We start from the raw sequence: 24,550 nt of genomic DNA, 5'->3' as shown, positions 1-24,550 counted from the left end.
GGCCCCCTAACGCATAAACAGCCCGCCGTTAATGTCCCAGGTGGCCCCGGTGACAAACGACGATGATTGAGAGGCCAACAGCGCAACGGCCTGCGCGACAAACGCCGCGTCGCCAAGTTCCCCCACCGGGATCATCTGTAGCAGGCCAGGCATCTTCTCTTCCGGCACCAGCGCGTGCACCGTCGGCAGGTCCATCGGCCCCGGCGCGATAGCGTTGACCGTCACCCCGGATTTCGCCAGCTCGCGGGCAAAAACTTTGGTCAGCGTCAGAATGCCGCCCTTCGAGGCCGCATAGTGCGCCCCGGAAGCGGTGCCGCCATTCTGCCCGGCGAGCGACGCCAGGTTGATAATGCGGCCGTAGCCGCGACGGGCGAAGTAGCGCCCCATCGTCTGGCAGCCGACAAAGGTGCCGCGCAGGTTGGTGGAAATCACCTGGTCAAACTCTTCGGCGGTAATGTCCATTACCGGGGTGGCAAGCGTCAGCGCGGCGTTATTGACCAGCACCTGCAGGCTACCAAAGCGTTCGATGGTCGCCGCCAGCGCCTGGTCGAAGGCTTCTGGTTGACGAATATCCAGACCCAGCGCGAGCACCTTGCCTTCGCCGTTATCCAGTTTTGCTGCGGCATCGGCGGCACGGGCAGCATCAACGTCGGTCAGCACCACCTGAAAACCTTCGGCCAGCAGGTGGGCGGCAATCACGTTGCCGAGGCCGGAGGCGGCCCCGGTGACTAATACGGTTTGCGTCATAAACGGTTCCTTACAGGATGTAGCCGATGCTGTGCAGCACATCGTCGCTGTTGACCAGGCGGATCACTTTTTGCGTGATGCGCCAGCCGCCTTCCTGCGGCTGCAGGTGCCAGGTAATGTCGGCAGCGTAGTGGCGGCTATGGCCCTTACGGTGCTCCCACAGCGACTGTGCGCCGCGCACCACCACTTCGTTTTCGCTGGCTTCCAGCAGGCGGAAGCGCGACAGCGTGCGCAGCGTTCTGGCTCGCGGGGTGGTGGAGATAGACTCGCCGCTATAAAGACGCTTCACGCGCTTGGCGCGCATCTCGTGGTCATCGCAGGCGTAGTTGAGCGTGTTTTTAAAGTCAGTTTCGGTCGGGTCGATCGGCACCACGTACAGGCCATCGTGCTGCCAGAGATCGAGCCAGGCATCGAATTCACCCTGATCCAGCAGGTCGCCTTCGAGGTTGATAATCGCGATGGCGTTAAACAGTACAGATTCAGCGGTCGTCATTTATTCCATCTCCGTCATCAATTTTTTCCACTGCTGGTAGGCCGCGCGCATGCCGGTTTCGGCGCTAACGTCGCTGCGCAGGCCGTCGTCGGTGCGGTATTCCCCGGCCAGGCCGCGGTTGAGCATGATCCAGAGATCGTCCCCGGCGGTGGCCCCGCGCTGGACACGCTCCCACGCTTCCGAGTCATCCGGCGTGCCGAAGCCCATCGGTCCCTGGAAGTGTTCGTGCAGACGCAGGCGCGCCTGGTTAGCGATTTCCGGGCCGCCGTCCATGGTGATCACCGCGTGGTGAATTTCGGTTTCGTTCACCGACACCGGCTGCAAGACGCGGAAGAAGGCCATCGAGCAGGCAATATTCGGGAAGATATTGAGGTTGAAGCCGGAGCCACCGACCGCGCGGACGATGCGGCGCACCTGCTCCTCGTCGTGATCGGCACGCAGCGCGTCGGCCAGTTCGGTAAAGCGCTCAGGGATCGGCGCATCAAGGTTGGCTTCCAGATCCACCAGTTCTGGGATCATCACCATCACGCTGTGGCCGTTGCCGAGATCTTCGACATAGCCGCTGCCGTCAACGAAGTTGAGCATCTCTTCGGTCTGCTTATCGACCGAGCTTAAAAATGAGCGATGCACTACCGGGAAGTGGTAGCCATCGGTGGTGTTTTCGAGCTGAATTTTCCAGTTGCCGGGGAAGCGGAAACGATGCGCCGGGCCGGTTTTGATCGGGTAGCCCGCGCCCTGCTTCATAAACAGATCCATCCACTTTTTCGCCGCGCCGAGGAAATCCTCCAGCGGTTCAATATGATCGTTAAAGGTGGCGAAGATCATGCCCGCATACTGTTCGGTACGCAGGGACACCAGCCCCAGTTCGCCCTTTTCTAACTGGTCAGCATAGCTTTCCGGGTGCGGCACGCCGCGCAGGCTGCCGTCGAGCGCGTAGCCCCAGCCGTGGTACGGGCACACGAAACTGTTGGTTTTGCCGCTGCGATGTTCGCAGACGGTGGCCGCGCGGTGGCGGCAGCGGTTCAGCAGCGTGTGGACGGCGCCTTTACGGCCACGCACCACAATCACCGGCTGGGTGCCGATTTCCGTGGTTTTGAAACTGCCGGTCTCCGGGATTTCGCTGGCGTGCGCCACCCATACCCAGGTTTTGCCGAACACGCGATCCAGCTCCAGATTGAACAGCTCTTCGGAGGTGTACAGCGAGGTGTGTACACGGTCGTGCTGTACCAACGAGGCAATCGCTTCGCGACTCGGCGCGTTTGGCATCGTGGTATCGATATTCTTCACATTAATCAGGTGATCACACTGCATGTCCATTCTCCTGCACGTCTTCGACGGTCTGATTTTGGTCCGGCACCGGGAGGGTATCCTCGGCGTGCCAGTGACTTACGGGTCGGCTAAACAGGTTGCGGGTGGCAAAATGGTGCATCACCATCTCCCCCGCTTCGCGCCGGAAGGTAACGTTTAATTCGGCGGCGTTGAGGTGCGCGCCACCCGCGTTAAAGGCGGAGGTTTGCAGCATCAGCCAGCGGCCCTGTACGTCGCCACCGGGTGCTGTCATCAGCGCCTCTGAGCAGAGAAAGTGCGCGTTCATGGCGAAGTGCGCGGGCTGGCGAACGTAGCCCGCCATCATCGCGATAATAGCCGCGCGCCCTTGATGACGCCCCAGTCGCGCGGCGTAGGGTTCGCCCACGCCTTCCCAGCAGGCATCGATGGAAAACAGCGCGCCAATGGCCTGCACCGTGTCGAGAGAATCCAGCCTGTCGCACAGGTGCATGTAGTGGCTGATACACACCCGCGCAGCCTGCTGGTCTTCGAGCTGCTGGAGGCGCAGCTCATCCTGAGAGGTCATCATCTACTCCCTTAGCCCTGGATAATCAGCTCGCGACCGACGCGGGCTTCGATTTTGCAGTACTTCCACAGCTTGCTGCCGCTGTCGCCGACCGGGGTGGTACGGAACAGGTTGCAGACCGCCGCGACATTTTCCAGCGCCTGAGCGTCCGCCAGTACGTAGGTAGTCCACGGTGCAGTGGTAGATGGGCCGACCATCAACTGGTCGTCATCCATGTTGCCGATAACTGTGATCCCCGGGGTCTCTTCCATCCCTTTCATCATCACGCCAAAGGCGGCCCATACCTGTTTGGCTTCAGCCTGACTGGCATCGAAAAAGTTCTGGTTCACGCCGATGCAAAACAGCACGCGCAGTTTGGTTGATTGGCTCATTAGTTGCTCCTTAGGTTAAAAATCACAGGTAACCGGGCATCGGTTTACCGCCGAAAAAGACCGTACCGGCATTCAGGTACGAGAGGTCGCCCATAAAGGCATGTTGGGTAATCACCATCGTGTCGCGGACGTAGCGCTGCAGCGGGCTGGTCATAGTGACGCCGCCCATGCCGTTCAGCGCCAGCGCCTGGCGTGCCACCTCAGCGGCGACGCGGGTCACGTGGGTTGAGGAAAGTCGTAAGGCGTTGATCTGCGCGCACTCCGCGTCATCACCTCTGAGCAGCTGCTGCCAGACGTCGTCGATGGCGTCATAGAACCAGGCGCGGGCGGAACGCAGGTCAGCCTCGCAGCGGGCAATTTGCATCTGCGCCTGCGGGCGGTCGGCCAGGCGCGGCGCGCCGGTGACCGACTGCTGACGATGGGCAATGGCGTAGATTTCGTTGAGCGCCGCGCGGGCCACACCGAGCGCCACTACCGAAAGCACCTGGGTCGCCAGAGAGAGCACCGGATAGCGGTACAATGGCCCTTCGAGGTTCAACGCGCCGCCGCGAATAAAGGTCCACTCCTGCGGCACAAAAACGTCATCCACCAGCAGATCGTGGCTACCGGTTCCGGCAAGGCCGACGGTGTCCCATACCGGGTCAATCTGCACGCTGGCGCGAGGCAATACCGCCATGCGCGGCAGCGCCTGGTCGCCATCGGGCTGAATGCCTACCCCCAGCACCGACGCTCCCATGCTGCCGCTGGCAAAGCTCCAGCGCCCGCTGACCCGGTAGCCGCCGTCAGCCTGACGCGCTTTTTGCGTCGGGAAAATCCCGCCCGCAAAGACCACGTCCGGGCCATCGCGATATAGCTCTTTTAAGGTTTCTACCGGCAGCGCGCCGAGGTAAAACGGGCTCATACCGAAGCTGGCCACCCAGCCTGCGGAACCGTCCGCGGTGGCAATCTGCTCAATCAGTTCGCAAAACTGTGCCGGGGTACACTCGTCGCCACCGTAGATTTTCGGCACCAGCGCGCGATAGACGCCCGCCTGTTTAAAACCGGTAATGATGTCGTCAGAAATATGGCGTTGATGCTCAAAATCAGTGCTGCGTGCGCTCACTTCACTCAGCAGCGGAACCAGCGATTCACGGACCTGGACGGTAGACATAGCTTTCTCCAGAAATTGATAGGCAGCCGTTCGCCGGGCGAACGAGGCCGCAATGAGTCGAACTCACTGAGTCATCAGGGAAAAGGTAAAGCGAGTAAGGTTAGCGGCGCGTTCGGGCCGTGAGCCACTCGGCGGCCTGCACCAGCAGCCCTTCAGCACCTTTGCGGGCCACCAATTGCAGCGCAATCGGTCGGCCATCAAGCGTGCCTGCTGGCAGCGTGAGCGCCGGATGTCCGCTGAGGTTAAACGGCCTCACCAGCCGGGTCAGGTTGACGACGCTGAGCGGATCTTTCGCCTCGGTAAGCGTTGGCGGCAGCTCCGGCAAGGTCGCCAGCGCCAGCAGCGGCGTGTTGGCAAGCAGCGCATCGACATCGTCGCTAAAGCAGCGGCGCACCTGCTCGGCCTGGGACAGTGCTTCGGCGGTGACCGCACCTCCGGCGCGAATGCGCGTGGCAACGTCCTGGGAGACGGACTCTTCCATCAGCAGCGGGCTAAAGGCCTGCCAGTTTTCATGGCTGATAATGGCGACGCCCGCGAGATGGGCATCGGTAAGCGTGGGCAGTTCTCCCTGCTCTGGCAGCACGCCCGCTTCGGTAAGGAAGCGCAGCAGCGCGGTATCAATTTCCGGCAGCGCCGCAGGGATGAACGTAATGGCTGGCAGCGCGTCCAGCGGGGCTTCAACGGCAATGTGCAGGCGGTTCAGCGCCTGACGAAGAGTATGTGCATCGCGGGTAAACAGGCCCACGCTGTCCAGCGAGCTGGCGGCAGGCATCACGCCCTGACGGCTCAGCACGCCGTAGCCCGGTTTCAGGCCGAGGACCCCGCAACAGGCCGCCGGCATGCGTACCGAACCGCCGGTGTCGGTGCCGAGGGCAAAATCGACCTCGCCTGCCGCCACAACGGCAGCCGAACCGCTGGAGGAGCCGCCGGGAATCAGCGACGGAAAGTGCGGATTCACCGGTGTGCCGCTCCAGGGATTAATGCCGGTGACGCCAAACGCCAGTTCGTGCAGCGTGGTTTTCCCCGACAGGACGCAGTCGTTGGCCAGCAGAGTGGCGACGACGCTCGCATGCTGGGCGGCAACCGGCGTATCAGCCAGCGCCGGACAACCCGCCTGGGTGCGGAATCCCGCCACGTCCAGCGTGTCTTTGACGGCAAAACTCAGGTCGCCCTCACCGAGGGTGAACCGTTCGATAAACCCATTGCTCTCACAAACTGGCTGCATGATTAACACCTTAACCAGAAAAAATGAATCATATTCAGGCACGCAGTCGATGCTGCTTTATTGCCCTGTCCGATAGTTAATCACTATGGAATATTTAGATGAAAATTCAAGTAAATTTTCACGTTAAATTTACCATGATATAACAATTAATTAACCTTTAAATTAGCAGGGTTACTCATGCAGCCTGATGAATTACATAGCAAATTTCGGCATAAGGGAGGGCGTTACCGCTGAAGCACTCTCCAGCGGCGGTCGTCATAAAAGGGTTTATTTACAGCGAGTTATGATATTTTTCTACACCAGTCACAATTTTGTCATTGTGCCGTGTGGCGGGCTACAGCTCGTTAAGATTATCCAGCACTTTTGACAGCGTCAGGTTCATTTTCTCCACCTGGCTGGCGCTGATTCCCTTAAAACCTTTGTCGAAAATCTTGCCCACCAGCGGCATCGCTTCCGCCACTTTCTGCTGGCCGGTTTCTGTCAGCATCACCACCGTCACCCGGGCGTCGTGGACACTGTTGGCGGTCGTGACCAGCCCATCGTCGCGCAGGCGACCAACGATTTTGGTTACCGTCGGCATTTTCGCCAGCGCGTATTCGGAGATTTGCGAAATACTCGCTTCGCCGTACTGGTGAGTGATCATCAGCACGCGAAAACGGGAGACATCCAGGCCAATCTTTTTCAGGGCGACCTCTACAGTTTGGGTGTAACGCGCATAAACGTTAACAATCCAGTAGAACGGAAACTCTTCACGATGAAAGACGGCGTCTTCCGATACTTTTTTTATATGACCCATGCGTTTCCTTACCCCAAAAAACTTCAGATTTTATGATTATACGCTTTGTCTTTCCGCCCGTCCTGACCCCTTTTTGTTGCGAACCACAATGTCGCGTCAATGAAAGCGATGTAGATCTCATTATGATTCGCAAATGCCACACGCATAACAATTACGTATCATTTTAACCACGGAAAATTGACATCCTGGGCGGCTATTTTCTATACGTTAGCAGCCTGCACGGCACCCATACTAATAAACACAATGTGGAGCTTTTCATGAACGATAGCCCTTCTCTGGGACACAAACGCGACGGGGAGCTTGCCACTCCGCCCCCGACGCAGCAGCCGCTGAACCCGCGTCAGCAGGCGGTTATCAACAAACTTTTCCGTCGCTTAATCGTGTTTTTATTCGTGCTGTTTGTCTTTTCCTACCTCGACCGTATTAACATCGGCTTTGCCGGCCTGACCATGGGCAAAGACCTGGGACTCACCAGCACCATGTTTGGTCTGGCGACGACCCTGTTTTACGTGATGTACGTGGTGTGCGGTATTCCCAGCAACGTCATGCTGACCATCGTTGGCGCCCGCCGCTGGATTGCCGTCCTGATGATTGTCTGGGGCATCGCCTCGACCGCAACCCTATTCGCCACCGGGCCAAACAGCCTGTATGCGCTGCGTATGCTGGTCGGAATCGCCGAAGCGGGCTTCCTGCCCGGCCTGCTTTACTACTTAACCTACTGGTTCCCGGCGCATTACCGCGCCCGCGCCAACGCCCTGTTTATGATTGCGATGCCGGTAACGATGGCGCTGGGGTCGCTGGCCTCCGGCTATATTCTCAACATGGACGGCATCTTAAATCTCAAAGGCTGGCAGTGGCTGTTCCTGCTGGAAGGTTTCCCATCGGTGCTGCTCGGTCTGGTGGTCTGGTTCTGGCTTGATGATAGCCCGTCGAAGGCGAAATGGCTGACTGACGACGATAAAGCCTGCCTCGAAGAGATGATGGAAGCCGACCGCCAGAGCGCGCTGCAAACGCAAAGCGCAATTCAGGCGGCGTCGGTGGGGCAAAAGAGCGTAATGCGCGAGCTGATGACGCCCACCATCATGCTCTACACGCTGGCCTACTTCTGCCTGACCAATACGCTCAGTGCGCTAAGCGTCTGGACGCCGTTGATTCTGCGTAGCTTTAACGCTGAAAGCAGTAACGTCACCATCGGCCTGCTTAGCGCTATTCCTCAGGTCTGTACCATTGTCGGGATGGTCTGGTGGAGCAAACGCTCTGACCGCCATAACGAGCGTAAGCTGCACACCCTGCTACCGTATCTGTTCGCTGCCGCAGGCTGGGTGCTGACCGCCACCAGCCCTTACCCACCGTTGCAGTTTACCGGCATTGTGATGGCGTCGATGGGGGCGTTTGCCGCTATGGTGATTTTCTGGACCACGCCGGACAGAGCGCTGTCGCTGCGCGCTCGCGCACTGGGTATTGCGGTGATTAACGGCACCGGGATGACCGGCGCGGCGCTGGGACCACTGCTGATGGGGCTGATGAAGGACGTGACCGGCAGCTTTAACGCGGGGATCTATATGGTCGCCGGGTTCCTGGTGCTGGGCGCGGTAATTATCGCATTTATTCCGATGAAGGCGACACAGCGGCTGTCTGATACGGTCGGTGCAGCCCCGGAGTCGGCGTAAACGCCTCGTCCTGGCTACCTGGTAGCATCACGTAGCCGGTCCGGGAGATGACAGAAAGATATCGTAAGGTAAAACAAAGAACGGCCCCTTGCGGGGCCGTTGAGAGACATTATTCGCGGCGAATCAGGCGGAAAACCACCAGCACAACGATGGCGCCGACGACGGCAACCAGGAAGCTGTGCAGGTTAAAACCGGTGACGCTGCCGCCGAGGCCAAACGTGGTCGCTAACCAGCCGCCCACAACCGCACCAACTATCCCCAGGATGCAGGTGAGGATGAATCCGCCCCCATCACGCCCCGGCATAATCAGTTTGGCAATAACACCGGCAATCAGACCAAAAATAATCCAGGTAATAATACCCATTTTTCCCACCTCTTCAGTTCCATTAAACAGCCATAAAAGCGCCGACATTCTGCGCCGCTAATACTTCAAGTATAGGTAATTGTTCTTAAAAAACCTGGCGAGGCGATGATATTTTATACGGATAAATACGAAAATTGACGTAAGCACTGTCTTAAGTGCTTTGGGCAGCCAAAAGCTGCGAAGATGTTAATTTTTTTCATTTGGGCGCTGAAGTTATATTTTCGTAAGCCGATAAAACATAAAGCCTCTGCCATTCAGGAGCCATTCCAGGTGAGTGAGCACAACACACAGTTTTTAAAGCAAAACCCATTAGCCGTTTTAAACGTGCTGCGCGATCTTCAGCAGGCTAACGCTGCGCTGCGCGTCAGCTGGTCGTCCCGCCAGTTTATTAGTCGTATTCTTGATGTCAGCCAGCAGCGTCTGGTTATCGATTTCGGCAGCCGTGAAGAGGACAACGTGGCGGCCCGCTCGGCCAAAAACATTACCATTGTTGCCGAAACCAACGGCGCGAAAATAGAGTTTACGGTACCGCAAATGCAGGTGGAGGATTATCAAAGCCTGCCCGCCTTTGTCATGCCTACCCCGCCGACGGTCTGGTTTATTCAGCGTCGCGAGTTTTTCCGCATTCCCGCGCCGCTGCACCCACCCTATTTCGGCAAGGCGACGCTGCCGGATAAAAGCACGCTGCGCTTCCGGCTGTACGATCTGTCGCTTGGCGGCATGGGCGCGCTGCTGGATGCACCGCCACCTGGCGGCCTGATTCCGGGAATGGAGCTCAAAGAGATCGAGCTGGATATGGCGCAGTGGGGACGTTTTCGTTTTGACGCGCAGCTGCTGGCAATCAGCGAACGCAAGGTGGTGGACAGTAAAAATGAAACTATCGTCACGCCGCGCTTAAGCTTCCGTTTTCTGCATATGAATCCGGTGCTTGAGCGCTCGCTCCAGCGCATTATCTTTTCGCTGGAGCGTGAAGCGCGCGAACGGGCGAATAACGTCCGCTAATTACATCGCATCCATCGCTTTCTGAACTTTCCAGATATAGCGCGGAGCCTGCGGTGCCGGGTGATTCTTCACCACATGGTCGAAGAATTCATCCTTATCCATATCATTAATTTCCGCAATCGCCTTTTTACGGTCCGATGAGAAGGTGCGCAGCAGCGCACCAGCACCGTTAGCATAGGATACCACCAGCGCGTACTGCATCACTTCCGGGTCGGTGATCCCGGCAAGCGAACCGTGTTCAAGAATGCTCAGATAAGCGGCACCCATCGAGATATTACGTTCCGGATTTTTCAGCTCGCTGGTTGACGGCTGCCCGCTCCAGCCCATATAGCGGTATACGTCCAGACCCGAGGTGGAGGCTTTCAGCTGCATCAGACCCACCGCGTTCGATTTACTGACAAGCGACGGGTTACCGCCGGACTCTACGGCGATAATCGCGGTTATCAGGCGTGGGCTTACGCCCCAGGCCGCACCGGCTTTTTCGCTGATAGGCATCCACTGCATTGCTCGTTTCACCGGCACTTCGGGATTCCAGGGCGGGTTACGGTAATCCGATTTAGAACTGCACCCTGCAAGTAATACAATTAAAAAAGCAAACCATCTCAATTTCACGCATCTATCCTTTTAGCTGAACTGTGCCGCCGTTAATGACAACCATGGGCTCAGGCGGCATGATACTCGTTTCACTATCAGCAAGGAAATGCCATGTCTCAGTTTCATCTCGTCGCCCCTTCCGGTTATTGCATCAATCAGTCCGCCGCGCAGTGCGGGGTTAAGCGATTAGAAGAGGCCGGACATCAGGTGGAAAATCAGCAGGTTATCGCTCGTCGCGATCGCCGTTTTGCCGGGGTTGAGGCCGAACGCCTGCACGATATTAACGCGCTGGCGACCCTTGAGGGCAAGAACCGCATCGTCATGCCGGTGCGCGGCGGTTATGGGGCAAGCCGCCTGCTGGACAGCATTGACTGGCCGGCGCTGGTTGCCCGTCAGCAGCAGGATCCGCTGCTGATCTGCGGCCACAGCGATTTCACCGCCATTCAGTTTGGCCTGCTGTCCGCCGGCAATGTCATCACCTTTAGCGGCCCGATGCTCGCAGGAAACTTTGGCGCAGAAACGCTGAACGACTTTACCGAGCAGCACTTCTGGACAGCGCTGCGCCAGCCGACCTACACCGTAGAATGGCAGGGAGAGGGCCCCGACTGCGAAACGGCGGGCACGCTATGGGGTGGCAATCTGGCGATGATCGCCTCGCTTATCGGCACGCCGTGGATGCCGGAGATTCGCGACGGTATTCTGGTGCTTGAGGATATTAACGAACACCCGTTCCGCGTTGAGCGTATGCTGTTACAGCTGCTGTACGCTGGGATCCTGCCACGTCAGCGCGCGATTGTGCTGGGCAGCTTTACCGGCGCTAACCCGAATGATTACGACGCCGGGTACTCGCTTGAATCAATGTATGACTATCTGCGCTCACGCCTGCCAATTCCTGTCATCAGCGGTCTCGACTTTGGTCACGAACAGCGGACGGTGACGCTGGCGCTCGGCGCACAGGCGCAGCTTTGTCACGCCGCGGGGCAATCCCGACTCACCATCAGCGGGCATCCGGTATTAGTTGAATAAAAAACAATAATCACCCTTTATTAATCCACTGTTCACGCCGCAATTATGGTAACGTTTTGTAACTAGCTTGTACGTTATCGGGGAGTGCGTGAACATTGGACGCCACGGCAGTCATTAGTCTCTTTATTTTGGGTTCAGTCTTAGTAACCTGCAGTATTCTCTTAAGCTCATTTTCTTCCCGTCTCGGTATCCCTATTCTGGTTATCTTCTTAGCCATTGGCATGCTGGCGGGCGTTGACGGCATCGGCGGCATCCCCTTCGATAACTACCCTTTCGCCTATATGGTCAGTAACCTGGCGCTGGCGGTGATCCTGCTTGATGGCGGGATGCGCACCCAGGCCAGCTCCTTTCGCGTCGCCTTAGGCCCGGCGCTGTCGCTGGCGACCATCGGGGTGCTGATCACCTCCGGGCTGACCGGGATGATGGCGGCGTGGCTGTTCAAACTCGATATCATGGAAGGGATGCTGATTGGCGCCATTGTTGGCTCAACCGATGCGGCGGCGGTGTTTTCACTGCTCGGCGGCAAGGGGCTGAACGAACGCGTAGGTTCAACCCTCGAAATTGAGTCCGGCAGTAACGACCCGATGGCGGTGTTTCTGACCATTACGCTTATTGAGATGATCCAGCAGCATGAAAGCGGGCTGAGCTGGATGTTTCTGGTGCACATTATTCAACAGTTCGGCCTGGGGATTCTGATTGGCGGCGCTGGCGGCTACCTGCTGCTGCAAATGATCAACCGTATTGCCCTGCCCGCCGGTCTCTATCCGCTGCTGGCGCTGAGCGGCGGGATCATGATTTTCGCCGTCACCACCTCGCTCGACGGCAGCGGTATCCTGGCGGTCTACCTGTGCGGCTTCCTGCTCGGTAACCGGCCAATTCGCAACCGCTTCGGCATTCTGCAAAACTTCGATGGCCTGGCGTGGCTGGCGCAAATCGCCATGTTCCTCGTGCTGGGGCTGCTGGTGACGCCGTCTGACCTGCTGCCGATCGCCATTCCGGCGCTGCTGCTCTCTATCTGGATGATTTTTATCGCCCGTCCGCTGTCGGTGTTTGCCGGGCTATTGCCATTCCGCGGCTTTAATCTGCGCGAGCGCACGTTTATCAGTTGGGTTGGCCTGCGCGGCGCGGTACCGATCATTCTGGCGGTCTTCCCAATGATGGCTGGGCTTGAGAACGCGCGTCTGTTCTTTAACGTCGCCTTCTTTGTGGTACTGGTCTCGTTGCTGCTGCAGGGCACCTCGCTCTCCTGGGCGGCGAAGAAAGCTAAAGTGGTGGTGCCGCCGGTTGGCTGGCCTATCTCGCGCGTCGGGCTGGATATTCACCCGGAAAATCCGTGGGAGCAGTTTGTCTATCAACTGAGCGCCGAGAAATGGTGCGTCGGCGCCGCGCTGCGCGACCTGCATATGCCGCCGGAAACGCGGATCGCCGCGCTGTTCCGCGATAACGTACTGCTGCATCCAACCGGCAGTACCCGCCTGCGGGAAAACGATATTCTGTGCGTGATTGGTCGCGAACGCGACCTGCCATCGCTCGGTAAAATGTTCAGTCAGTCACCGCCGGTCGCGCTGGATCAAAGCTTCTTCGGCGACTTTATCCTTGAAGCCGGAGCGAAGTTTGCCGACGTGGCCATGATTTATGGCCTCGACGGCGGTGAAGAGTTCCGCGATAACCAGCAGTCGCTGGGAGATATCGTTGAGCATCTGCTGGGGGCAGCACCGGTCGTGGGTGACCAGGTGGAGTTCGCCGGTATGGTGTGGACGGTAGCGGAGAAAGAGGAAAATCAGGTGCTGAAGGTCGGCGTTCGCGTGGCTGAGGAAGAAGCTGAGTAGTGTGTTGTTGCCGGATGGCGCTGCGCTTATCCGGCCTACAATCACGATGCCGAACCTGTAGGCCCGGTAAGCAAAGCGCCACCGGGCAATGCCAACAAAGTTACACCGTCACAACCGGCACGCGCGGCGCCAGAGCGCACATCAGCTCGTAACCGACGGTGCCCGCGCTGGCGGCCACTTCATCAATCTTGATCTCCTGCCCCCACAGCTCCACCGCCGTACCAATTCCCGCCTGCGGGCACGGCGTTAAATCCACTGCCAGCATATCCATCGAGATAGCCCCGACGGTGCCGGTTCGGATACCGTCCACCAGCACCGGGGTGCCATTGGCGGCGATGCGCGGATAGCCGTCGGCATAACCACAGGCCACAATCCCGATTCGCTGCTCCTCTTTGGCGCGGTAGCGGCCACCGTAACCGACGGCATCGCCCGGCTTCAGATTCTGAATACCGATAATCTGGCTGCTGAGGCTCATCACCGGCTTCAGCCCGGTGTTGGCAATGTCCTGCCACTGCCCGGACGGCGAAGCACCGTAGAGCACAATTCCCGGCCGCACCCAATCAAAGTGGGTCTCGGGGTGCCAGAGCGTTGCCGCCGAGTTGGCGAGCGAACGCGGGCACTCCAGCCCTTCAGCGGCCTGTTCGATACGCTGCATCGGCTCCGCTACGCCGTCGGTCAGTTCAGACTGGGCAAAGTGAGACATCAGCGTCATGGTGCTAACGTTGCTAATACCCCGTAGCTGCTGCCACACGGTATGGATGCGTTCCGGCGCAAAGCCGAGGCGGTTCATGCCGCTGTTCACCTTGAGATAGACATCAATCGGCGCGTGCAGACGCGCGTTCTGCAGCGCCTTAATCTGCCAGTTGCTGTGTACGCTGGTGGTCAGGCGGTACTTATCAAACAGCTCCAGCTCATCGGCGTGGAAAAAGCCTTCCAGCAGCAGAATCGGCCCTTTCCAGCCACGCTCGCGCAGGAGGATCGCTTCTTCAAGATTGAGCATTGCAAAGCCGTCAGTTTCCCGCAGCGCATTCCAGATGCGATCCAATCCGTGGCCGTAGGCGTTAGCTTTCACCACCGACCAGACGCGAGCGCCGCCCGCCGCCCGGCGGACAATGCTCAGATTCTGCTTCAGCGCCTGCAAATCAATCGTGGCGAGCACGGGACGTGACATGCGTTCTCCTTATTGGTGTGCGCCATGCAAATGCTGAGGATGTGCCGGGGTAAAGCCCGGCGAATAGCGTGCAACGCTAAGATCATCATAGGGGATAGCCGGCATTCGGCCAGACATTAAATCACTCAGCAACTGGCCGGAGCCGCAGGACATGGTCCAGCCCAGCGTGCCGTGACCGGTATTAAGCCACAGATTTTTGAACGCAGTTTTACCCACCACCGGCGTGCCGTCTGGAGTCATTGGACGCAGCCCGGTCCAGAAGGTGGCGTCTTCGATTTTGCCACCGCGCGGGAAGAGATCCCCCACCACCATCTCCAGCGTCTCACGGCGCGGCTGCAGCAGTTCGGTATTAAAACCGACGATCTCCGCCATGCCGCCGACGCGGATGCGGTTATCAAAGCGAGTAATGGCGATTTTGTAGGTTTCGTCGAGAATGGTCGACACCGGTGCACCGCTCTCCTCGACGATAGGGATGGTCAGCGAGTAACCCTTTAACGGGTAAACTGGAATATCCACCAGCCCTTTCAGCATCGCGGTTGAATAGGAGCCGAAGGCCATCACGTAGGCGTCAGCTTTTACCAGTTCGTCACCGCATTTCACGCCGACAATGCGATCGCCTTCCTGAATCAGGCTGTCGACCGGAGTATTAAAGCGGAACTGTACGCCAGCCTGTTCAGCCATTTTTGCCAGACGCTGGGTGAAGAGCTGACAGTCGCCGGTTTCATCATTTGGCAGACGCAGACCGCCGGTTAGTTTGTGGGCCACTTCCGCCAGCGCCGGTTCGACTTCCGCCAGGCGTGAAGCTTCCAGCAGCTGATACGGGACGCCCGCATCTTCCAGCACCGCGATATCGCGAGTGGCGTTTTCATACTGTTGTTCGGTACGGAAAAGCTGCAGCGTGCCGCCCTGTCGCCCTTCATAGGCGATACCGGTAGTTTCACGCAGCGTTTTCAGGCAGTCGCGGCTGTACTCGGCCAGGCGCACCATACGCCCTTTGTTTTCCATATAGTGGCGGGTGTCGCAGTTACGCAACATCTGCCACATCCACTTCAGCTGGAAGCCGGTGCCGTCCAGACGAATCGCTAGCGGCGCATGGCGCTGGAACATCCATTTAATCGCCTTCAGCGGCACGCCAGGTGCGGCCCACGGCGCTGCGTAGCCCGGTGAAATTTGCCCCGCGTTAGCCGCGCTGGTTTCCAGCGCCGGACCGGCTTCCCTGTCGATCACCGTAACCTGATGCCCCGCCTGACTTAAATACCAGGCGCTGGTTACGCCAACCACGCCACTTCCCAGTATGACAATGTGCATAGCCACTCCAGAATGAGTAAAAGAACAATCATCTAATTACAAATTGATAACCCAGATGAAAATATTATTCAACATATGCTTTTTTTATGGTGACTTACCTCACAGAGTGCCCACCACACGGGGTAGCGGAGAATTTGATATCTCCTGCTACCCTCTATTTTTTGTCAGCATATAATTCTGTGAAAATGAAAAATAATCGCTATCAAAATGAATAAATCATGAAGAAAAGAAATGGCGCTTGTTACAGAATTTCTGCGGTGTTCTATTCTTGAAGAGAGGCTCTCCAGACAGAGAGAGTCGCCAACAATGAGGGCGCGCTAATGGCTACGATTGACTCGATGAATAAGGACACCACTCGTCTGAGCGATGGACCCGATTGGACGTTTCCGCTGCTCGAAACCTACCTGGCGGAGATCGACCGGGTGGCGAAGCTGTACCGGTTAGACACCTACCCGCATCAGATTGAAGTGATCACCTCCGAGCAGATGATGGATGCGTACTCCAGCGTCGGGATGCCGATTAACTACACGCACTGGTCCTTTGGCAAAAAATTTATTGAGACCGAGCGCGGCTACAAGCACGGGCAGCAGGGGCTGGCCTACGAGATTGTCATCAACTCCAACCCGTGTATCGCCTACCTGATGGAAGAGAACACCGTCACCATGCAGGCGCTGGTGATGGCGCACGCCTGCTACGGCCACAACTCCTTCTTTAAAAACAACTATCTATTCCGTAGCTGGACCGATGCCAGCTCCATCGTCGACTACCTGCTGTTCGCCCGCAAATACATTGCCGACTGCGAAGAGCGCTATGGTGTGGACGAGGTAGAGCGCCTGCTCGACTCGTGTCACGCGCTGATGAACTACGGGGTGGATCGCTACAAACGGCCATCGAAAATCTCCATGCAGGAAGAGAAAGCGCGGCAGAAGAGCCGTGAAGAGTACCTGCAAAGCCAGGTGAATATGCTGTGGCGCACCCTGCCGAAACGCGATGAAGAGAAAGCCGTCGAGTCGGCGCACCGCTATCCGTCTGAGCCGCAGGAAAACCTGCTCTACTTTATGGAGAAGAACGCGCCGCTGCTGGAGTCGTGGCAGCGTGAGATCCTGCGCATTGTGCGCAAGGTCAGCCAGTATTTTTATCCGCAGAAGCAGACCCAGGTGATGAACGAAGGCTGGGCGACCTTCTGGCACTACACTATCCTCAACCATCTGTACGATGAGGGGAAAGTGACCGAGCGCTTTATGCTCGAGTTCCTGCACAGCCACACCAACGTGGTGTATCAGCCGCCGTATAACAGCCCGTGGTACAGCGGCATTAACCCGTATGCGCTGGGCTTCGCCATGTTCCAGGATATTAAACGTATCTGTCAGAACCCTACGGATGAAGATAAGTATTGGTTCCCGGACATCGCGGGCTCTGACTGGCTCACGACCCTGCACTTCGCGATGCGTGATTTTAAAGACGAGAGCTTTATCAGCCAGTTCCTGTCACCGAAGATCATGCGTGATTTCCGCCTGTTCACGGTGCTGGATGACGATCGTAATAACTATCTGGAGATTTCGGCGATTCATAATGAGGAGGGGTATCGGGAGATTCGTTCGCAGCTTTCATCCCAGTACAACCTCAGTAATCTGGAGCCGAATATTCAGGTGTGGAACGTGGATTTACGCGGCGACCGTTCGCTCACGCTGCGCTATGTGCCGCATAACCGTGCGCCGCTCGATAAAGGGCGTCGTGAGGTGCTTAAGCATGTGCATCGTTTGTGGGGGTTTGATGTGAATCTGGAGCAACAGAATGCGGACGGCAGCGTGGAGTTGCTGGATCGCTGCCCACCGCGGCCAAATGCACTATAACCTAATATTGTCGCCCGGACGAGGTGCGAAGCGCCGACTCCGGGGTTGCTTTCCCTTTCTATTGTAGGCCGGATAAGCGAAGCGCCATCCGGCCTACAGGGAGCACTTGCTAGCGGCTATGGATCGCCAAATCCCCTGGCAGCGTCTTCTGCATCCGATGCCAGATCTCACCGCTATCATGACCGTAACGACGCACCGTCTCATACACCTTATCGTGCGCGCCCTCTTCACACAGCTTCGCCAGCTCATGATAGAAGCCAAGCGCCAGGCTGCGCGCTTCCGGGCTGGAGAAGTAATGACGCCCCAGACGCGTGTAGAGACCTTTCATGCCGTTGAGAATCAGCCCATAGATAGGGTTCCCGGAAGCAAATGCCAGGCCACGGAACACGCCGTAGTCCAGTTCGGCAAAGGCATCGGCGTAATCTTCCACTTCGCGCGTTTTCGCGAGCACTTCCAGCGCTTTTTCAGGATGCTGACGGAAAGCGGTGCGGATGTAGATGGTCGCGATATTGGTACGCACGGACAGCAGATTATCAATCAGCTGCGGTACGCTATCGTGATCGAGACGCGCCAGCGTTTCCAGAATATTGAGGCCGGACGTTTCCCAGAAGTTATTCACCTTCGTCGGCTTACCGTGCTGGATAGTTAACCATCCATCACGCGCCAGACGCTGCAACACTTCACGTAAGGTCGTGCGGGTCACACCAATTAATTCCGAGAGTTCACGTTCAGCGGGAAGAATAGACCCAGGAGGGAAGCGATTATTCCAGATACTTTCAACAATATACTCTTCAGCGAAACCCGCCGGGCTTTGCGCCTTAATGACCATAGTAATAATTCCATTACACAGCGTTGCAATTAGACTCATCATACCAGAGGCGACATAGAGCAGATAGCATGGCCAACGAATTAAAAAGGGATCGCCGTTTCATTTTTCACATTTCTTTTTGCTCATAAAAACCCCGCCAGACAGGCTATGTCTGGCAGTGCTGTTGATTTAATGGTAAAAAATGACATCTTTTCAGGAGGAAGACGGTTGTCATGGAAATCTCTTACGGTCGTGCGCTGTGGCGTAACTTTCTTGGACAGTCACCCGACTGGTACAAGCTGCTGCTGATTATTTTCTTAATCATCAATCCGCTGGTTTTTTTAATTCATCCCTTTGTCGCCGGATGGCTATTGGTCGTGGAGTTTATCTTCACCCTGGCGATGGCGCTGAAGTGCTATCCGCTGATTCCCGGCGGGCTGCTGGCGATTGAGTCGGTGTTTATCGGCATGACTTCCGCCGACCACGTACGCGATGAGATAGCTGCCAACCTCGAAGTGCTGCTGCTGCTGATCTTTATGGTCGCCGGCATCTACTTTATGAAGCAGCTTCTGCTGTTTATCTTCACCCGTCTTCTGCTCACCATTCGCAGCAAACGGCTACTCTCACTGGCATTCTGCCTCGCTGCTGCCTTCCTGTCGGCGTTCCTCGATGCGCTAACGGTCGTTGCCGTCATTATCAGCGTCGCGGTGGGCTTTTACAGCATCTACCATCGGGTGGTGTCATCGCGTCCTGACGATGACGATCTGCTCGACGACAGCCATATCGACAAACACAACCGCGTAGTGCTGGAGCAGTTCCGCGCCTTCCTGCGCAGCCTGATGATGCACGCCGGTGTCGGAACCGCGCTCGGCGGCGTGATGACGATGGTCGGCGAACCACAGAACCTGATTATTGCTAAAGTCGCCGGCTGGCATTTCGGCGAGTTCTTCCTGCGCATGTCGCCGGTCACCGTACCGGTGTTTATCTGTGGCCTGCTGACCTGTTGGCTGCTCGAGAAGTGCAAAGTCTTTGGCTACGGCGCTGAATTGCCCGACCCGGTGCGTAAAATTCTGCACGATTTCGACGAGCGCAGCCGCCAACAGCGTACGCCACAGGAGCAAATGCGGCTGATTGTCCAGGGCATTATCGGCGTCTGGCTGGTGCTGGCGCTGGCGCTGCATCTGGCGGAGGTGGGGTTGATTGGTCTGTCGGTCATTATCTTCGCGACCTCATTTACCGGCATCACCGACGAACATGCCATTGGCAAAGCCTTTACCGAAGCGCTGCCGTTTACCGCCCTGCTTACGGTCTTTTTTGCCGTGGTGGCGGTGATTATCGACCAGCACCTTTTTGCGCCGATTATCGACTTCGTTCTGCAAGCGTCGCCGCACGCTCAACGTTCGCTGTTCTACATTTTTAACGGCATGCTGTCGTCTATCTCCGATAACGTGTTTGTCGGCACCGTTTATATCAACGAAGCGAAAGCCGCGCTGGATAACGGAGCTATCAGCCTGCCGCAGTTTGAACTGCTGGCGGTAGCCATTAACACCGGCACCAACCTGCCGTCGGTGGCGACGCCAAACGGCCAGGCGGCCTTCCTGTTCCTGCTCACCTCGGCGCTGGCGCCGCTGATTCGCCTCTCCTACGGGAGAATGGTATGGATGGCGCTGCCCTATACGGTAGTCCTGACGCTTATCGGCCTGCTGTGCGTCGAGTTTACGCTGCAGCCAGCGATAGACTGGATGATGAATCATGGGCTATTAGTTTTACCTAAATAACGTCTTAATAACGGTTCCTTTATTAACGCTCGACAACTTTTGTTCGGGCGTTGAATCGCTATTTACGAATAATTGCGTATCACCCGATGGCACAGCTATCGTTTTCGTTTACACTGCGCTTTCAAAGCACGTTCCAGGGAAATGTTTATGTTGCGATATTTAAACCAGAGCTCACGTGGCCGCAGTGCCTGGTTATTAATGGCGTTAACCGCTTTTGCGCTTGAGTTAGTGGCATTATGGTTCCAGCATGTGATGCTATTAAAGCCGTGCGTACTCTGTATTTACGAGCGCTGTGCGCTATTCGGGATTATGGGTGCAGGCTTAGTTGGCGCTATCGCGCCGAAGAGTCCGCTGCGCTATGTGGCCCTGCTTATCTGGCTGTACAGCGCCTTCCGCGGCCTGCAGTTAGCCTGGGAACACACCATGATTCAGCTGCACCCGTCGCCGTTTATGACCTGTGATTTTATGGCGCGCTTCCCAAGCTGGCTGCCGCTTGATAAGTGGCTGCCACAAGTGTTTGTCGCATCAGGTGATTGCTCTGTTCGTCAGTGGGAATTCTTATCGCTGGAGATGCCGCAGTGGCTGGTCGGCATTTTTGCTGCCTATCTGATTGTGGCGCTGCTGGTACTGATTGCCCAACCGTTCAAACCGAAAAGACGCGACCTGTTCGGCCGCTAATCACTACCTTACCAGCGGCCTTGCGCAGGCTGCTGGTAAGCTATCCTACCAACGACCATATCCCATACCCCACCGCAAAAAGCAGGCTCCAGCCGCTCAGATTGATAATCAACGCCAGCATTAACAGCTTTATTGGATTGCGCATACGCGTCCTTATACCGAATCGCTTTTAATCTCTATCGGCCCGGTATAAGAATTTCGTAGGGATTTAAGGTAGGAAATATAAAAATAGTGAATGGTTCCGCAAATTGCGGTTTATTTAGCCCAATCAGGCTTATTTAAGATATGGTCCTGCCAGTCATGTACTTCTGATTCTTTTACTGCAATATGGCGTACGGAAATACGCTCACCGTGCATCGCCGCTTTGGAACCGGTAATGAGCGGGTGCCACTGCGGCAGCGGTTGCCCTTCCGCCAGCAGGCGATAGGCGCAGGTATGCGGAAGCCATTCGAAGGTTGGCAGATTGTCGCGGGTCAGCTTGATGCAGTCCGGTTCGTACTCGAAGCGACGTTCGTAGTTACGGCACTGGCAGGTTTTGATGTTGAGCTGGCGACAGGCCACGTTGGTGAAGTAGATTTCATCGGTGTCGTCATCCATCAGCTTGTGCAGGCAGCACTGCCCACAGCCATCGCACAGCGACTCCCATTGTGCATCTGTCATTTCATCAAGGGTTTTGCTCTGCCAGAAAGGTAATTCGCTCATCAGGATGTCCACGTCAAAAATCGGGGTGCTTCTTATAACCAGTCTGGCACAGGGATGCAAGTTTTGCCGCCCGAATGGGGCGGCAAGGTGGGCTTACAGTACGCGCGTGGTCAGTGACAGGCCGTTAAACTGCACCTCAAGCTCATCACCCGCGTGCAGCGGGCCAACGCCTTCCGGCGTACCGGTCAGCACAACATCACCCGGTTTGAGAGTAAAGAAGCGGCTCATATAGGCAATCAGCGGCACGATCTTGTGGATCATGTCAGACGTACTGCCCTGCTGACGCACTTCGCCGTTGATGGTCAGGCCCAGCGAAATATTTTGCGGGTCGCCCTCAAAGGCAGATACGGGAATAAAGCCGGAGATCGGGCAGGAATTATCAAAGCCTTTGGCTTTTTCCCACGGCTGACCGGCCTTCTTCATCTTCCCCTGAATATCGCGCAGAGTGAGGTCCAGCGCCACGCCGTAGCCGGCAATCGCCTGCTGCACGTGGTCTTCGGTTGCCTGACGCAACGTGCTGCCAATCAGTACCGCCAGTTCGACTTCATGATGCACGGAGCCAAGGCCCTGCGGCAGAATCAGCGGCTGACGCAGGTCGCACAGCGCCGTTTCCGGTTTGATAAAGAGAACAGGTTCTTCCGGCGTTGCGCTGCCCATTTCCTGGATATGTTTTGCATAATTACTGCCAACACAGACAACTTTGCTTACCGGGTAATCCAGCAGAGCACCCTGCCAGTTATGATGCTGATACATGCTTTTCCCTTACTCGTTGTTCAACCATGGACGCATTTTGCCGGAAGCGAAGCGGTTACTCGCTCTTATTTTGCGACTCAGCCAAATGCTGCTTTAACAGATTTTCAGGCGGTGGCGGGATCTGTAAATAATAACCCTGCTCTTTTAGCGCCTGTTTTACTTTTTCCAGATCGGCATTGACGGTTTTCTTACGTCCATCAAGCGGCAACAGCATGGCTAACTGCGGCTGACCGAAGCCCTGCATCAGTTCCTGAGGCACACGGGAGAAATCGTCTTTTTTTTCGACATACAAATAGGTTTGATCACGTTTAGAACTACGATAAATCACACAAAACATACTTTATACTCGGAATTAGGACAGTGGTTACTTGCTTGAATATATATGTGACTATAACATGACTGATAGTCTTCGGAATATCACTGCGCGTGGCGCGGCGATAAATAGCAAATTGAGTAAGGCCAGGATGTCAAACACGCCAATCGAACTAAAAGGCAGCAGCTTCACCCTATCTGTGGTTCATTTGCATGATGCAAAGCCCGAGGTTATTCGTCAGGCGTTGGAAGACAAAGTCGCCCAGGCTCCGGCCTTTTTCCGTCATGCCCCGGTGGTCGTCAACGTCGGTAACCTTGAAGAATTCACCCAATGGCGTGCGATTCAGCAGGCCATTATGTCAGTGGGTTTACGCATTGTCGGCGTCAGCGGCTGTAAAAACCCGCAGTTTAAGGCGGCCATCGACCAATCCGGCCTTCCTTTACTGACTGAAGGTAAAGAAAAAGTTACCCGCCCGGCCCCCGTAGAACAGCCCAAACCCGTAGAACCCGAACCAATTGTTAGTCCGATCACAAAAACGCGAATGATTGATACGCCAGTACGTTCCGGTCAGCGCATTTATGCACCAAACTGTGATCTGATTGTGACAAGCCACGTTAGCGCGGGCGCGGAGCTGATTGCCGATGGGAATATTCACGTTTACGGCATGATGCGTGGACGCGTTCTCGCCGGTGCCGGCGGAGACCGGGAAGCACAAGTATTTTGTACCCACCTGGCGGCGGAGCTGGTCTCCATTGCCGGGGAATATTGGCTGAGCGATCAGATCCCAGCCGAATTTTATGGCAAAGCGGCGCGTCTGCGTTTAGACAACAGCGCTTTGACTATTCAACCGTTAAATTAATCCCTTTTTAACAAGGAATTTCTATGGCACGCATTATTGTTGTGACTTCAGGTAAAGGGGGCGTGGGTAAGACCACCTCCAGCGCGGCCATCGCAACTGGTTTGGCGCAGAAGGGAAAGAAAACGGTCGTTATCGATTTTGATATCGGTCTGCGTAACCTTGACCTGATCATGGGCTGCGAACGTCGTGTAGTATATGATTTTGTTAACGTTATTCAGGGCGACGCCACGCTGAACCAGGCGTTAATCAAAGATAAGCGTACCGAGAATCTCTTTATCCTGCCTGCGTCCCAGACCCGTGATAAAGATGCGCTGACCCGCGAAGGCGTCGAGAAAGTACTCGACGAACTGAAGAAGATGGAATTCGACTTCGTGGTCTGCGACTCCCCTGCCGGCATCGAAACCGGCGCGCTGATGGCGCTCTATTTCGCTGATGAAGCGATCATCACCACCAACCCGGAAGTGTCGTCCGTTCGTGACTCCGACCGTATTCTGGGCATTCTGGCGTCGAAATCCCGTCGCGCCGAAAATGGTGAAGAACCGATTAAAGAACACCTGCTGCTGACGCGCTATAACCCAGGCCGCGTTAACAAAGGCGATATGCTGAGCATGGAAGATGTGCTGGAGATCCTGCGCATTAAACTGGTCGGTGTGATTCCAGAAGATCAGTCAGTGCTGCGCGCCTCTAACCAGGGCGAGCCGGTGATTCTGGATACCGTGTCTGACGCAGGCAAAGCCTACGCCGACACCGTCGATCGTCTGTTGGGAGAAGAACGTCCTTTCCGCTTCATTGAAGAAGAGAAGAAAGGTTTCCTCAAACGCCTGTTCGGAGGATAAATCATGGCATTACTCGACTTTTTTCTCTCACGGAAAAAGAATACCGCCAACATTGCTAAAGAACGCCTGCAGATCATTGTCGCGGAACGCCGCCGCAGTGACGCAGAACCGCACTATCTGCCGCAGTTAAGGAAGGATATTCTGGAAGTGATTTGCAGGTACGTGCAGATTGACCCAGAAATGGTCACGGTGCAGTTAGAGCAAAAAGACGGGGATATTTCGATTCTGGAACTCAACGTCACGCTGCCGGAAGCAGAAGAGTCAAAATCCTGACTTTCGGTGGTGTAAAAAAAAGGCGCTAGTGATAGCGCTTTTTTTGTGCCCGCCATTTGAGGCTTCCATGGCGACAAACAGGGTAGGCCTGATAAGCGC

At 56.3% G+C, this 24,550-nt stretch carries 25 protein-coding genes and 2 pseudogenes; 10 read left to right on the top strand and 17 right to left on the bottom strand.

What is annotated here, in order from left to right; genetic code table 11:
- Positions 1-6: 6 nt before the first annotated feature.
- The 8 genes from V6940_RS02985 to V6940_RS02950 all read right to left on the bottom strand — a co-directional run bounded on the left by V6940_RS02985 (position 7) and on the right by V6940_RS02950 (position 6,634).
- Positions 7-747: an SDR family NAD(P)-dependent oxidoreductase gene (locus V6940_RS02985; protein ID WP_333494761.1), complete on the bottom strand. Its 741-nt coding sequence runs from the start codon at positions 745-747 to the stop codon at positions 7-9.
- 10 nt (positions 748-757) lie between these two features.
- Complete coding sequence (locus V6940_RS02980; RefSeq protein ID WP_333494760.1) at positions 758-1,240, bottom strand: aromatic-ring-hydroxylating dioxygenase subunit beta; 483 nt, start codon at positions 1,238-1,240, stop codon at positions 758-760.
- Positions 1,241-2,551, bottom strand: coding sequence for an aromatic ring-hydroxylating oxygenase subunit alpha (locus tag V6940_RS02975; RefSeq protein WP_333494759.1), 1,311 nt, complete (start codon positions 2,549-2,551; stop codon positions 1,241-1,243). It abuts the gene before it with no gap.
- Positions 2,541-3,095 carry a nuclear transport factor 2 family protein gene (locus V6940_RS02970; protein ID WP_333494758.1) on the bottom strand — a complete coding sequence of 185 codons (555 nt, stop codon included), beginning with the start codon at positions 3,093-3,095 and terminating at the stop codon, positions 2,541-2,543. The genes V6940_RS02975 and V6940_RS02970 overlap by 11 nt, the downstream gene beginning before the upstream one ends.
- Before the next feature lie 8 nt (positions 3,096-3,103).
- Entirely contained in the window at positions 3,104-3,463 is a 360-nt protein-coding gene (locus tag V6940_RS02965) for an IacB protein (RefSeq protein ID WP_333494757.1), read from the bottom strand.
- Positions 3,464-3,485: 22 nt separating this feature from the next.
- Positions 3,486-4,613: an acyl-CoA dehydrogenase family protein gene (locus V6940_RS02960; protein ID WP_333010555.1), complete on the bottom strand. Its 1,128-nt coding sequence runs from the start codon at positions 4,611-4,613 to the stop codon at positions 3,486-3,488.
- Positions 4,614-4,713: 100 nt separating this feature from the next.
- Positions 4,714-5,838: an amidase gene (locus tag V6940_RS02955; protein ID WP_333494756.1), complete on the bottom strand. Its 1,125-nt coding sequence runs from the start codon at positions 5,836-5,838 to the stop codon at positions 4,714-4,716.
- 334 nt (positions 5,839-6,172) lie between these two features.
- On the bottom strand, positions 6,173-6,634 hold the full coding sequence (locus V6940_RS02950) for a MarR family winged helix-turn-helix transcriptional regulator (protein ID WP_185667695.1): 462 nt from the start codon (positions 6,632-6,634) through the stop codon (positions 6,173-6,175).
- Positions 6,635-6,891: 257 nt separating this feature from the next.
- Between V6940_RS02950 and hpaX the strand changes: the two genes are divergently transcribed.
- The gene (gene hpaX / locus V6940_RS02945; protein ID WP_333494755.1) at positions 6,892-8,304 is read left to right on the top strand and encodes a 4-hydroxyphenylacetate permease; all 1,413 of its coding nucleotides are present in this window, start codon (positions 6,892-6,894) and stop codon (positions 8,302-8,304) included.
- Positions 8,305-8,413: 109 nt separating this feature from the next.
- Here hpaX and V6940_RS02940 read toward each other — a convergent pair whose 3' ends face one another.
- Positions 8,414-8,668, bottom strand: a complete 255-nt coding sequence (locus tag V6940_RS02940; RefSeq protein WP_035893566.1) for a GlsB/YeaQ/YmgE family stress response membrane protein — start codon at positions 8,666-8,668, stop codon at positions 8,414-8,416.
- Between the two features lie 270 nt (positions 8,669-8,938).
- Between V6940_RS02940 and ycgR the strand changes: the two genes are divergently transcribed.
- Positions 8,939-9,670, top strand: a complete 732-nt coding sequence (gene ycgR / locus V6940_RS02935) for a flagellar brake protein YcgR (protein WP_333494754.1) — start codon at positions 8,939-8,941, stop codon at positions 9,668-9,670.
- On the opposite strand, the gene emtA is transcribed toward ycgR, so the two are convergent.
- A complete protein-coding gene (gene emtA / locus V6940_RS02930) occupies positions 9,671-10,282 on the bottom strand; it encodes a membrane-bound lytic murein transglycosylase EmtA (RefSeq protein WP_220438857.1) in 612 nt (203 codons plus the stop codon).
- A 93-nt stretch (positions 10,283-10,375) separates the two neighbouring features.
- Here emtA and ldcA point away from each other — a divergent pair, with 93 nt between their 5' ends.
- Both ldcA and V6940_RS02920 read left to right on the top strand, forming a co-directional pair.
- Positions 10,376-11,290: a muramoyltetrapeptide carboxypeptidase gene (gene ldcA, locus V6940_RS02925; RefSeq protein ID WP_333494753.1), complete on the top strand. Its 915-nt coding sequence runs from the start codon at positions 10,376-10,378 to the stop codon at positions 11,288-11,290.
- A gap of 95 nt (positions 11,291-11,385) precedes the next feature.
- Positions 11,386-13,101: pseudogene (locus tag V6940_RS02920) on the top strand (potassium/proton antiporter); the annotation flags it as partial.
- Here the strand turns inward: V6940_RS02920 and V6940_RS22730 are convergent.
- The 3 genes and pseudogenes from V6940_RS22730 to V6940_RS02910 form a co-directional block, all read right to left on the bottom strand.
- A pseudogene (locus V6940_RS22730) lies at positions 13,060-13,164 on the bottom strand (hypothetical protein); the annotation flags it as partial. The pseudogenes V6940_RS02920 and V6940_RS22730 overlap by 42 nt on opposite strands.
- Positions 13,165-13,219: 55 nt before the next feature.
- Complete coding sequence (gene dadX, locus V6940_RS02915) at positions 13,220-14,290, bottom strand: catabolic alanine racemase DadX (protein ID WP_333494751.1); 1,071 nt, start codon at positions 14,288-14,290, stop codon at positions 13,220-13,222.
- 9 nt (positions 14,291-14,299) lie between these two features.
- Positions 14,300-15,598 carry a D-amino acid dehydrogenase gene (locus V6940_RS02910; protein WP_333494750.1) on the bottom strand — a complete coding sequence of 433 codons (1,299 nt, stop codon included), beginning with the start codon at positions 15,596-15,598 and terminating at the stop codon, positions 14,300-14,302.
- 320 nt (positions 15,599-15,918) lie between these two features.
- Between V6940_RS02910 and V6940_RS02905 the strand changes: the two genes are divergently transcribed.
- The gene (locus V6940_RS02905; RefSeq protein WP_333494749.1) at positions 15,919-17,451 is read left to right on the top strand and encodes a SpoVR family protein; all 1,533 of its coding nucleotides are present in this window, start codon (positions 15,919-15,921) and stop codon (positions 17,449-17,451) included.
- A gap of 109 nt (positions 17,452-17,560) precedes the next feature.
- Here the strand turns inward: V6940_RS02905 and fadR are convergent, their stop codons facing one another.
- On the bottom strand, positions 17,561-18,280 hold the full coding sequence (fadR, locus tag V6940_RS02900) for a fatty acid metabolism transcriptional regulator FadR (RefSeq protein WP_333494748.1): 720 nt from the start codon (positions 18,278-18,280) through the stop codon (positions 17,561-17,563).
- Positions 18,281-18,492: 212 nt separating this feature from the next.
- On the opposite strand from fadR, the gene nhaB reads away from it, so the two are divergent.
- Together nhaB and dsbB are read left to right on the top strand one after the other, a co-directional pair.
- Complete coding sequence (gene nhaB / locus V6940_RS02895; protein WP_333494747.1) at positions 18,493-20,037, top strand: Na(+)/H(+) antiporter NhaB; 1,545 nt, start codon at positions 18,493-18,495, stop codon at positions 20,035-20,037.
- A 147-nt stretch (positions 20,038-20,184) separates the two neighbouring features.
- On the top strand, positions 20,185-20,715 hold the full coding sequence (dsbB, locus tag V6940_RS02890) for a disulfide bond formation protein DsbB (RefSeq protein ID WP_185667682.1): 531 nt from the start codon (positions 20,185-20,187) through the stop codon (positions 20,713-20,715).
- Between the two features lie 255 nt (positions 20,716-20,970).
- Here the strand turns inward: dsbB and V6940_RS02885 are convergent, their stop codons facing one another.
- The 3 genes from V6940_RS02885 to V6940_RS02875 form a co-directional block, all read right to left on the bottom strand.
- Positions 20,971-21,417, bottom strand: coding sequence for a YcgN family cysteine cluster protein (locus V6940_RS02885; RefSeq protein ID WP_185667681.1), 447 nt, complete (start codon positions 21,415-21,417; stop codon positions 20,971-20,973).
- Between the two features lie 93 nt (positions 21,418-21,510).
- Positions 21,511-22,170 carry a fumarylacetoacetate hydrolase family protein gene (locus V6940_RS02880; RefSeq protein WP_333494746.1) on the bottom strand — a complete coding sequence of 220 codons (660 nt, stop codon included), beginning with the start codon at positions 22,168-22,170 and terminating at the stop codon, positions 21,511-21,513.
- 55 nt (positions 22,171-22,225) lie between these two features.
- Complete coding sequence (locus V6940_RS02875) at positions 22,226-22,507, bottom strand: YcgL domain-containing protein (RefSeq protein WP_185667679.1); 282 nt, start codon at positions 22,505-22,507, stop codon at positions 22,226-22,228.
- 127 nt (positions 22,508-22,634) lie between these two features.
- On the opposite strand from V6940_RS02875, the gene minC reads away from it, so the two are divergent.
- Genes minC through minE form a run of 3 tightly spaced genes read left to right on the top strand, consistent with a single transcriptional unit; the run spans position 22,635 to position 24,451 of the window.
- Complete coding sequence (gene minC, locus V6940_RS02870; RefSeq protein ID WP_185667678.1) at positions 22,635-23,342, top strand: septum site-determining protein MinC; 708 nt, start codon at positions 22,635-22,637, stop codon at positions 23,340-23,342.
- 23 nt (positions 23,343-23,365) lie between these two features.
- On the top strand, positions 23,366-24,178 hold the full coding sequence (minD, locus tag V6940_RS02865; RefSeq protein ID WP_333494745.1) for a septum site-determining protein MinD: 813 nt from the start codon (positions 23,366-23,368) through the stop codon (positions 24,176-24,178).
- A 3-nt stretch (positions 24,179-24,181) separates the two neighbouring features.
- Positions 24,182-24,451 carry a cell division topological specificity factor MinE gene (minE, locus tag V6940_RS02860; RefSeq protein ID WP_035894584.1) on the top strand — a complete coding sequence of 90 codons (270 nt, stop codon included), beginning with the start codon at positions 24,182-24,184 and terminating at the stop codon, positions 24,449-24,451.
- Positions 24,452-24,550 lie beyond the last annotated feature (99 nt).

Source organism: Kluyvera sp. CHPC 1.251 (assembly GCF_036759945.1).
In the GTDB taxonomy this organism is placed as follows: domain Bacteria; phylum Pseudomonadota; class Gammaproteobacteria; order Enterobacterales; family Enterobacteriaceae; genus Kluyvera; species Kluyvera sichuanensis.
The sequence above is the reverse complement of the archived record's forward strand: the minus strand, read 5'-3'. Positions and strand labels throughout refer to the sequence as shown.

What these genes read in the sequence shown, in the direction of transcription:
- V6940_RS02885 (WP_185667681.1), bottom strand. Translation starts at nt 21,417, where the DNA reads ATGAGCGAATTACCTTTCTGGCAGAGCAAAACCCTTGATGAAATGACA.
- ldcA (WP_333494753.1), top strand. Translation starts at nt 10,376, where the DNA reads ATGTCTCAGTTTCATCTCGTCGCCCCTTCCGGTTATTGCATCAATCAG.
- V6940_RS02985 (WP_333494761.1), bottom strand. Translation starts at nt 747, where the DNA reads ATGACGCAAACCGTATTAGTCACCGGGGCCGCCTCCGGCCTCGGCAAC.
- V6940_RS02905 (WP_333494749.1), top strand. Translation starts at nt 15,919, where the DNA reads ATGGCTACGATTGACTCGATGAATAAGGACACCACTCGTCTGAGCGAT.
- V6940_RS02975 (WP_333494759.1), bottom strand. Translation starts at nt 2,551, where the DNA reads ATGCAGTGTGATCACCTGATTAATGTGAAGAATATCGATACCACGATG.
- V6940_RS02970 (WP_333494758.1), bottom strand. Translation starts at nt 3,095, where the DNA reads ATGATGACCTCTCAGGATGAGCTGCGCCTCCAGCAGCTCGAAGACCAG.
- hpaX (WP_333494755.1), top strand. Translation starts at nt 6,892, where the DNA reads ATGAACGATAGCCCTTCTCTGGGACACAAACGCGACGGGGAGCTTGCC.
- V6940_RS02965 (WP_333494757.1), bottom strand. Translation starts at nt 3,463, where the DNA reads ATGAGCCAATCAACCAAACTGCGCGTGCTGTTTTGCATCGGCGTGAAC.
- dsbB (WP_185667682.1), top strand. Translation starts at nt 20,185, where the DNA reads ATGTTGCGATATTTAAACCAGAGCTCACGTGGCCGCAGTGCCTGGTTA.
- V6940_RS02960 (WP_333010555.1), bottom strand. Translation starts at nt 4,613, where the DNA reads ATGTCTACCGTCCAGGTCCGTGAATCGCTGGTTCCGCTGCTGAGTGAA.
- V6940_RS02955 (WP_333494756.1), bottom strand. Translation starts at nt 5,838, where the DNA reads ATGCAGCCAGTTTGTGAGAGCAATGGGTTTATCGAACGGTTCACCCTC.
- nhaB (WP_333494747.1), top strand. Translation starts at nt 18,493, where the DNA reads ATGGAAATCTCTTACGGTCGTGCGCTGTGGCGTAACTTTCTTGGACAG.
- dadX (WP_333494751.1), bottom strand. Translation starts at nt 14,290, where the DNA reads ATGTCACGTCCCGTGCTCGCCACGATTGATTTGCAGGCGCTGAAGCAG.
- minC (WP_185667678.1), top strand. Translation starts at nt 22,635, where the DNA reads ATGTCAAACACGCCAATCGAACTAAAAGGCAGCAGCTTCACCCTATCT.
- V6940_RS02940 (WP_035893566.1), bottom strand. Translation starts at nt 8,668, where the DNA reads ATGGGTATTATTACCTGGATTATTTTTGGTCTGATTGCCGGTGTTATT.
- V6940_RS02880 (WP_333494746.1), bottom strand. Translation starts at nt 22,170, where the DNA reads ATGTATCAGCATCATAACTGGCAGGGTGCTCTGCTGGATTACCCGGTA.
- V6940_RS02910 (WP_333494750.1), bottom strand. Translation starts at nt 15,598, where the DNA reads ATGCACATTGTCATACTGGGAAGTGGCGTGGTTGGCGTAACCAGCGCC.
- fadR (WP_333494748.1), bottom strand. Translation starts at nt 18,280, where the DNA reads ATGGTCATTAAGGCGCAAAGCCCGGCGGGTTTCGCTGAAGAGTATATT.
- V6940_RS02875 (WP_185667679.1), bottom strand. Translation starts at nt 22,507, where the DNA reads ATGTTTTGTGTGATTTATCGTAGTTCTAAACGTGATCAAACCTATTTG.
- V6940_RS02950 (WP_185667695.1), bottom strand. Translation starts at nt 6,634, where the DNA reads ATGGGTCATATAAAAAAAGTATCGGAAGACGCCGTCTTTCATCGTGAA.
- minD (WP_333494745.1), top strand. Translation starts at nt 23,366, where the DNA reads ATGGCACGCATTATTGTTGTGACTTCAGGTAAAGGGGGCGTGGGTAAG.
- minE (WP_035894584.1), top strand. Translation starts at nt 24,182, where the DNA reads ATGGCATTACTCGACTTTTTTCTCTCACGGAAAAAGAATACCGCCAAC.
- V6940_RS02980 (WP_333494760.1), bottom strand. Translation starts at nt 1,240, where the DNA reads ATGACGACCGCTGAATCTGTACTGTTTAACGCCATCGCGATTATCAAC.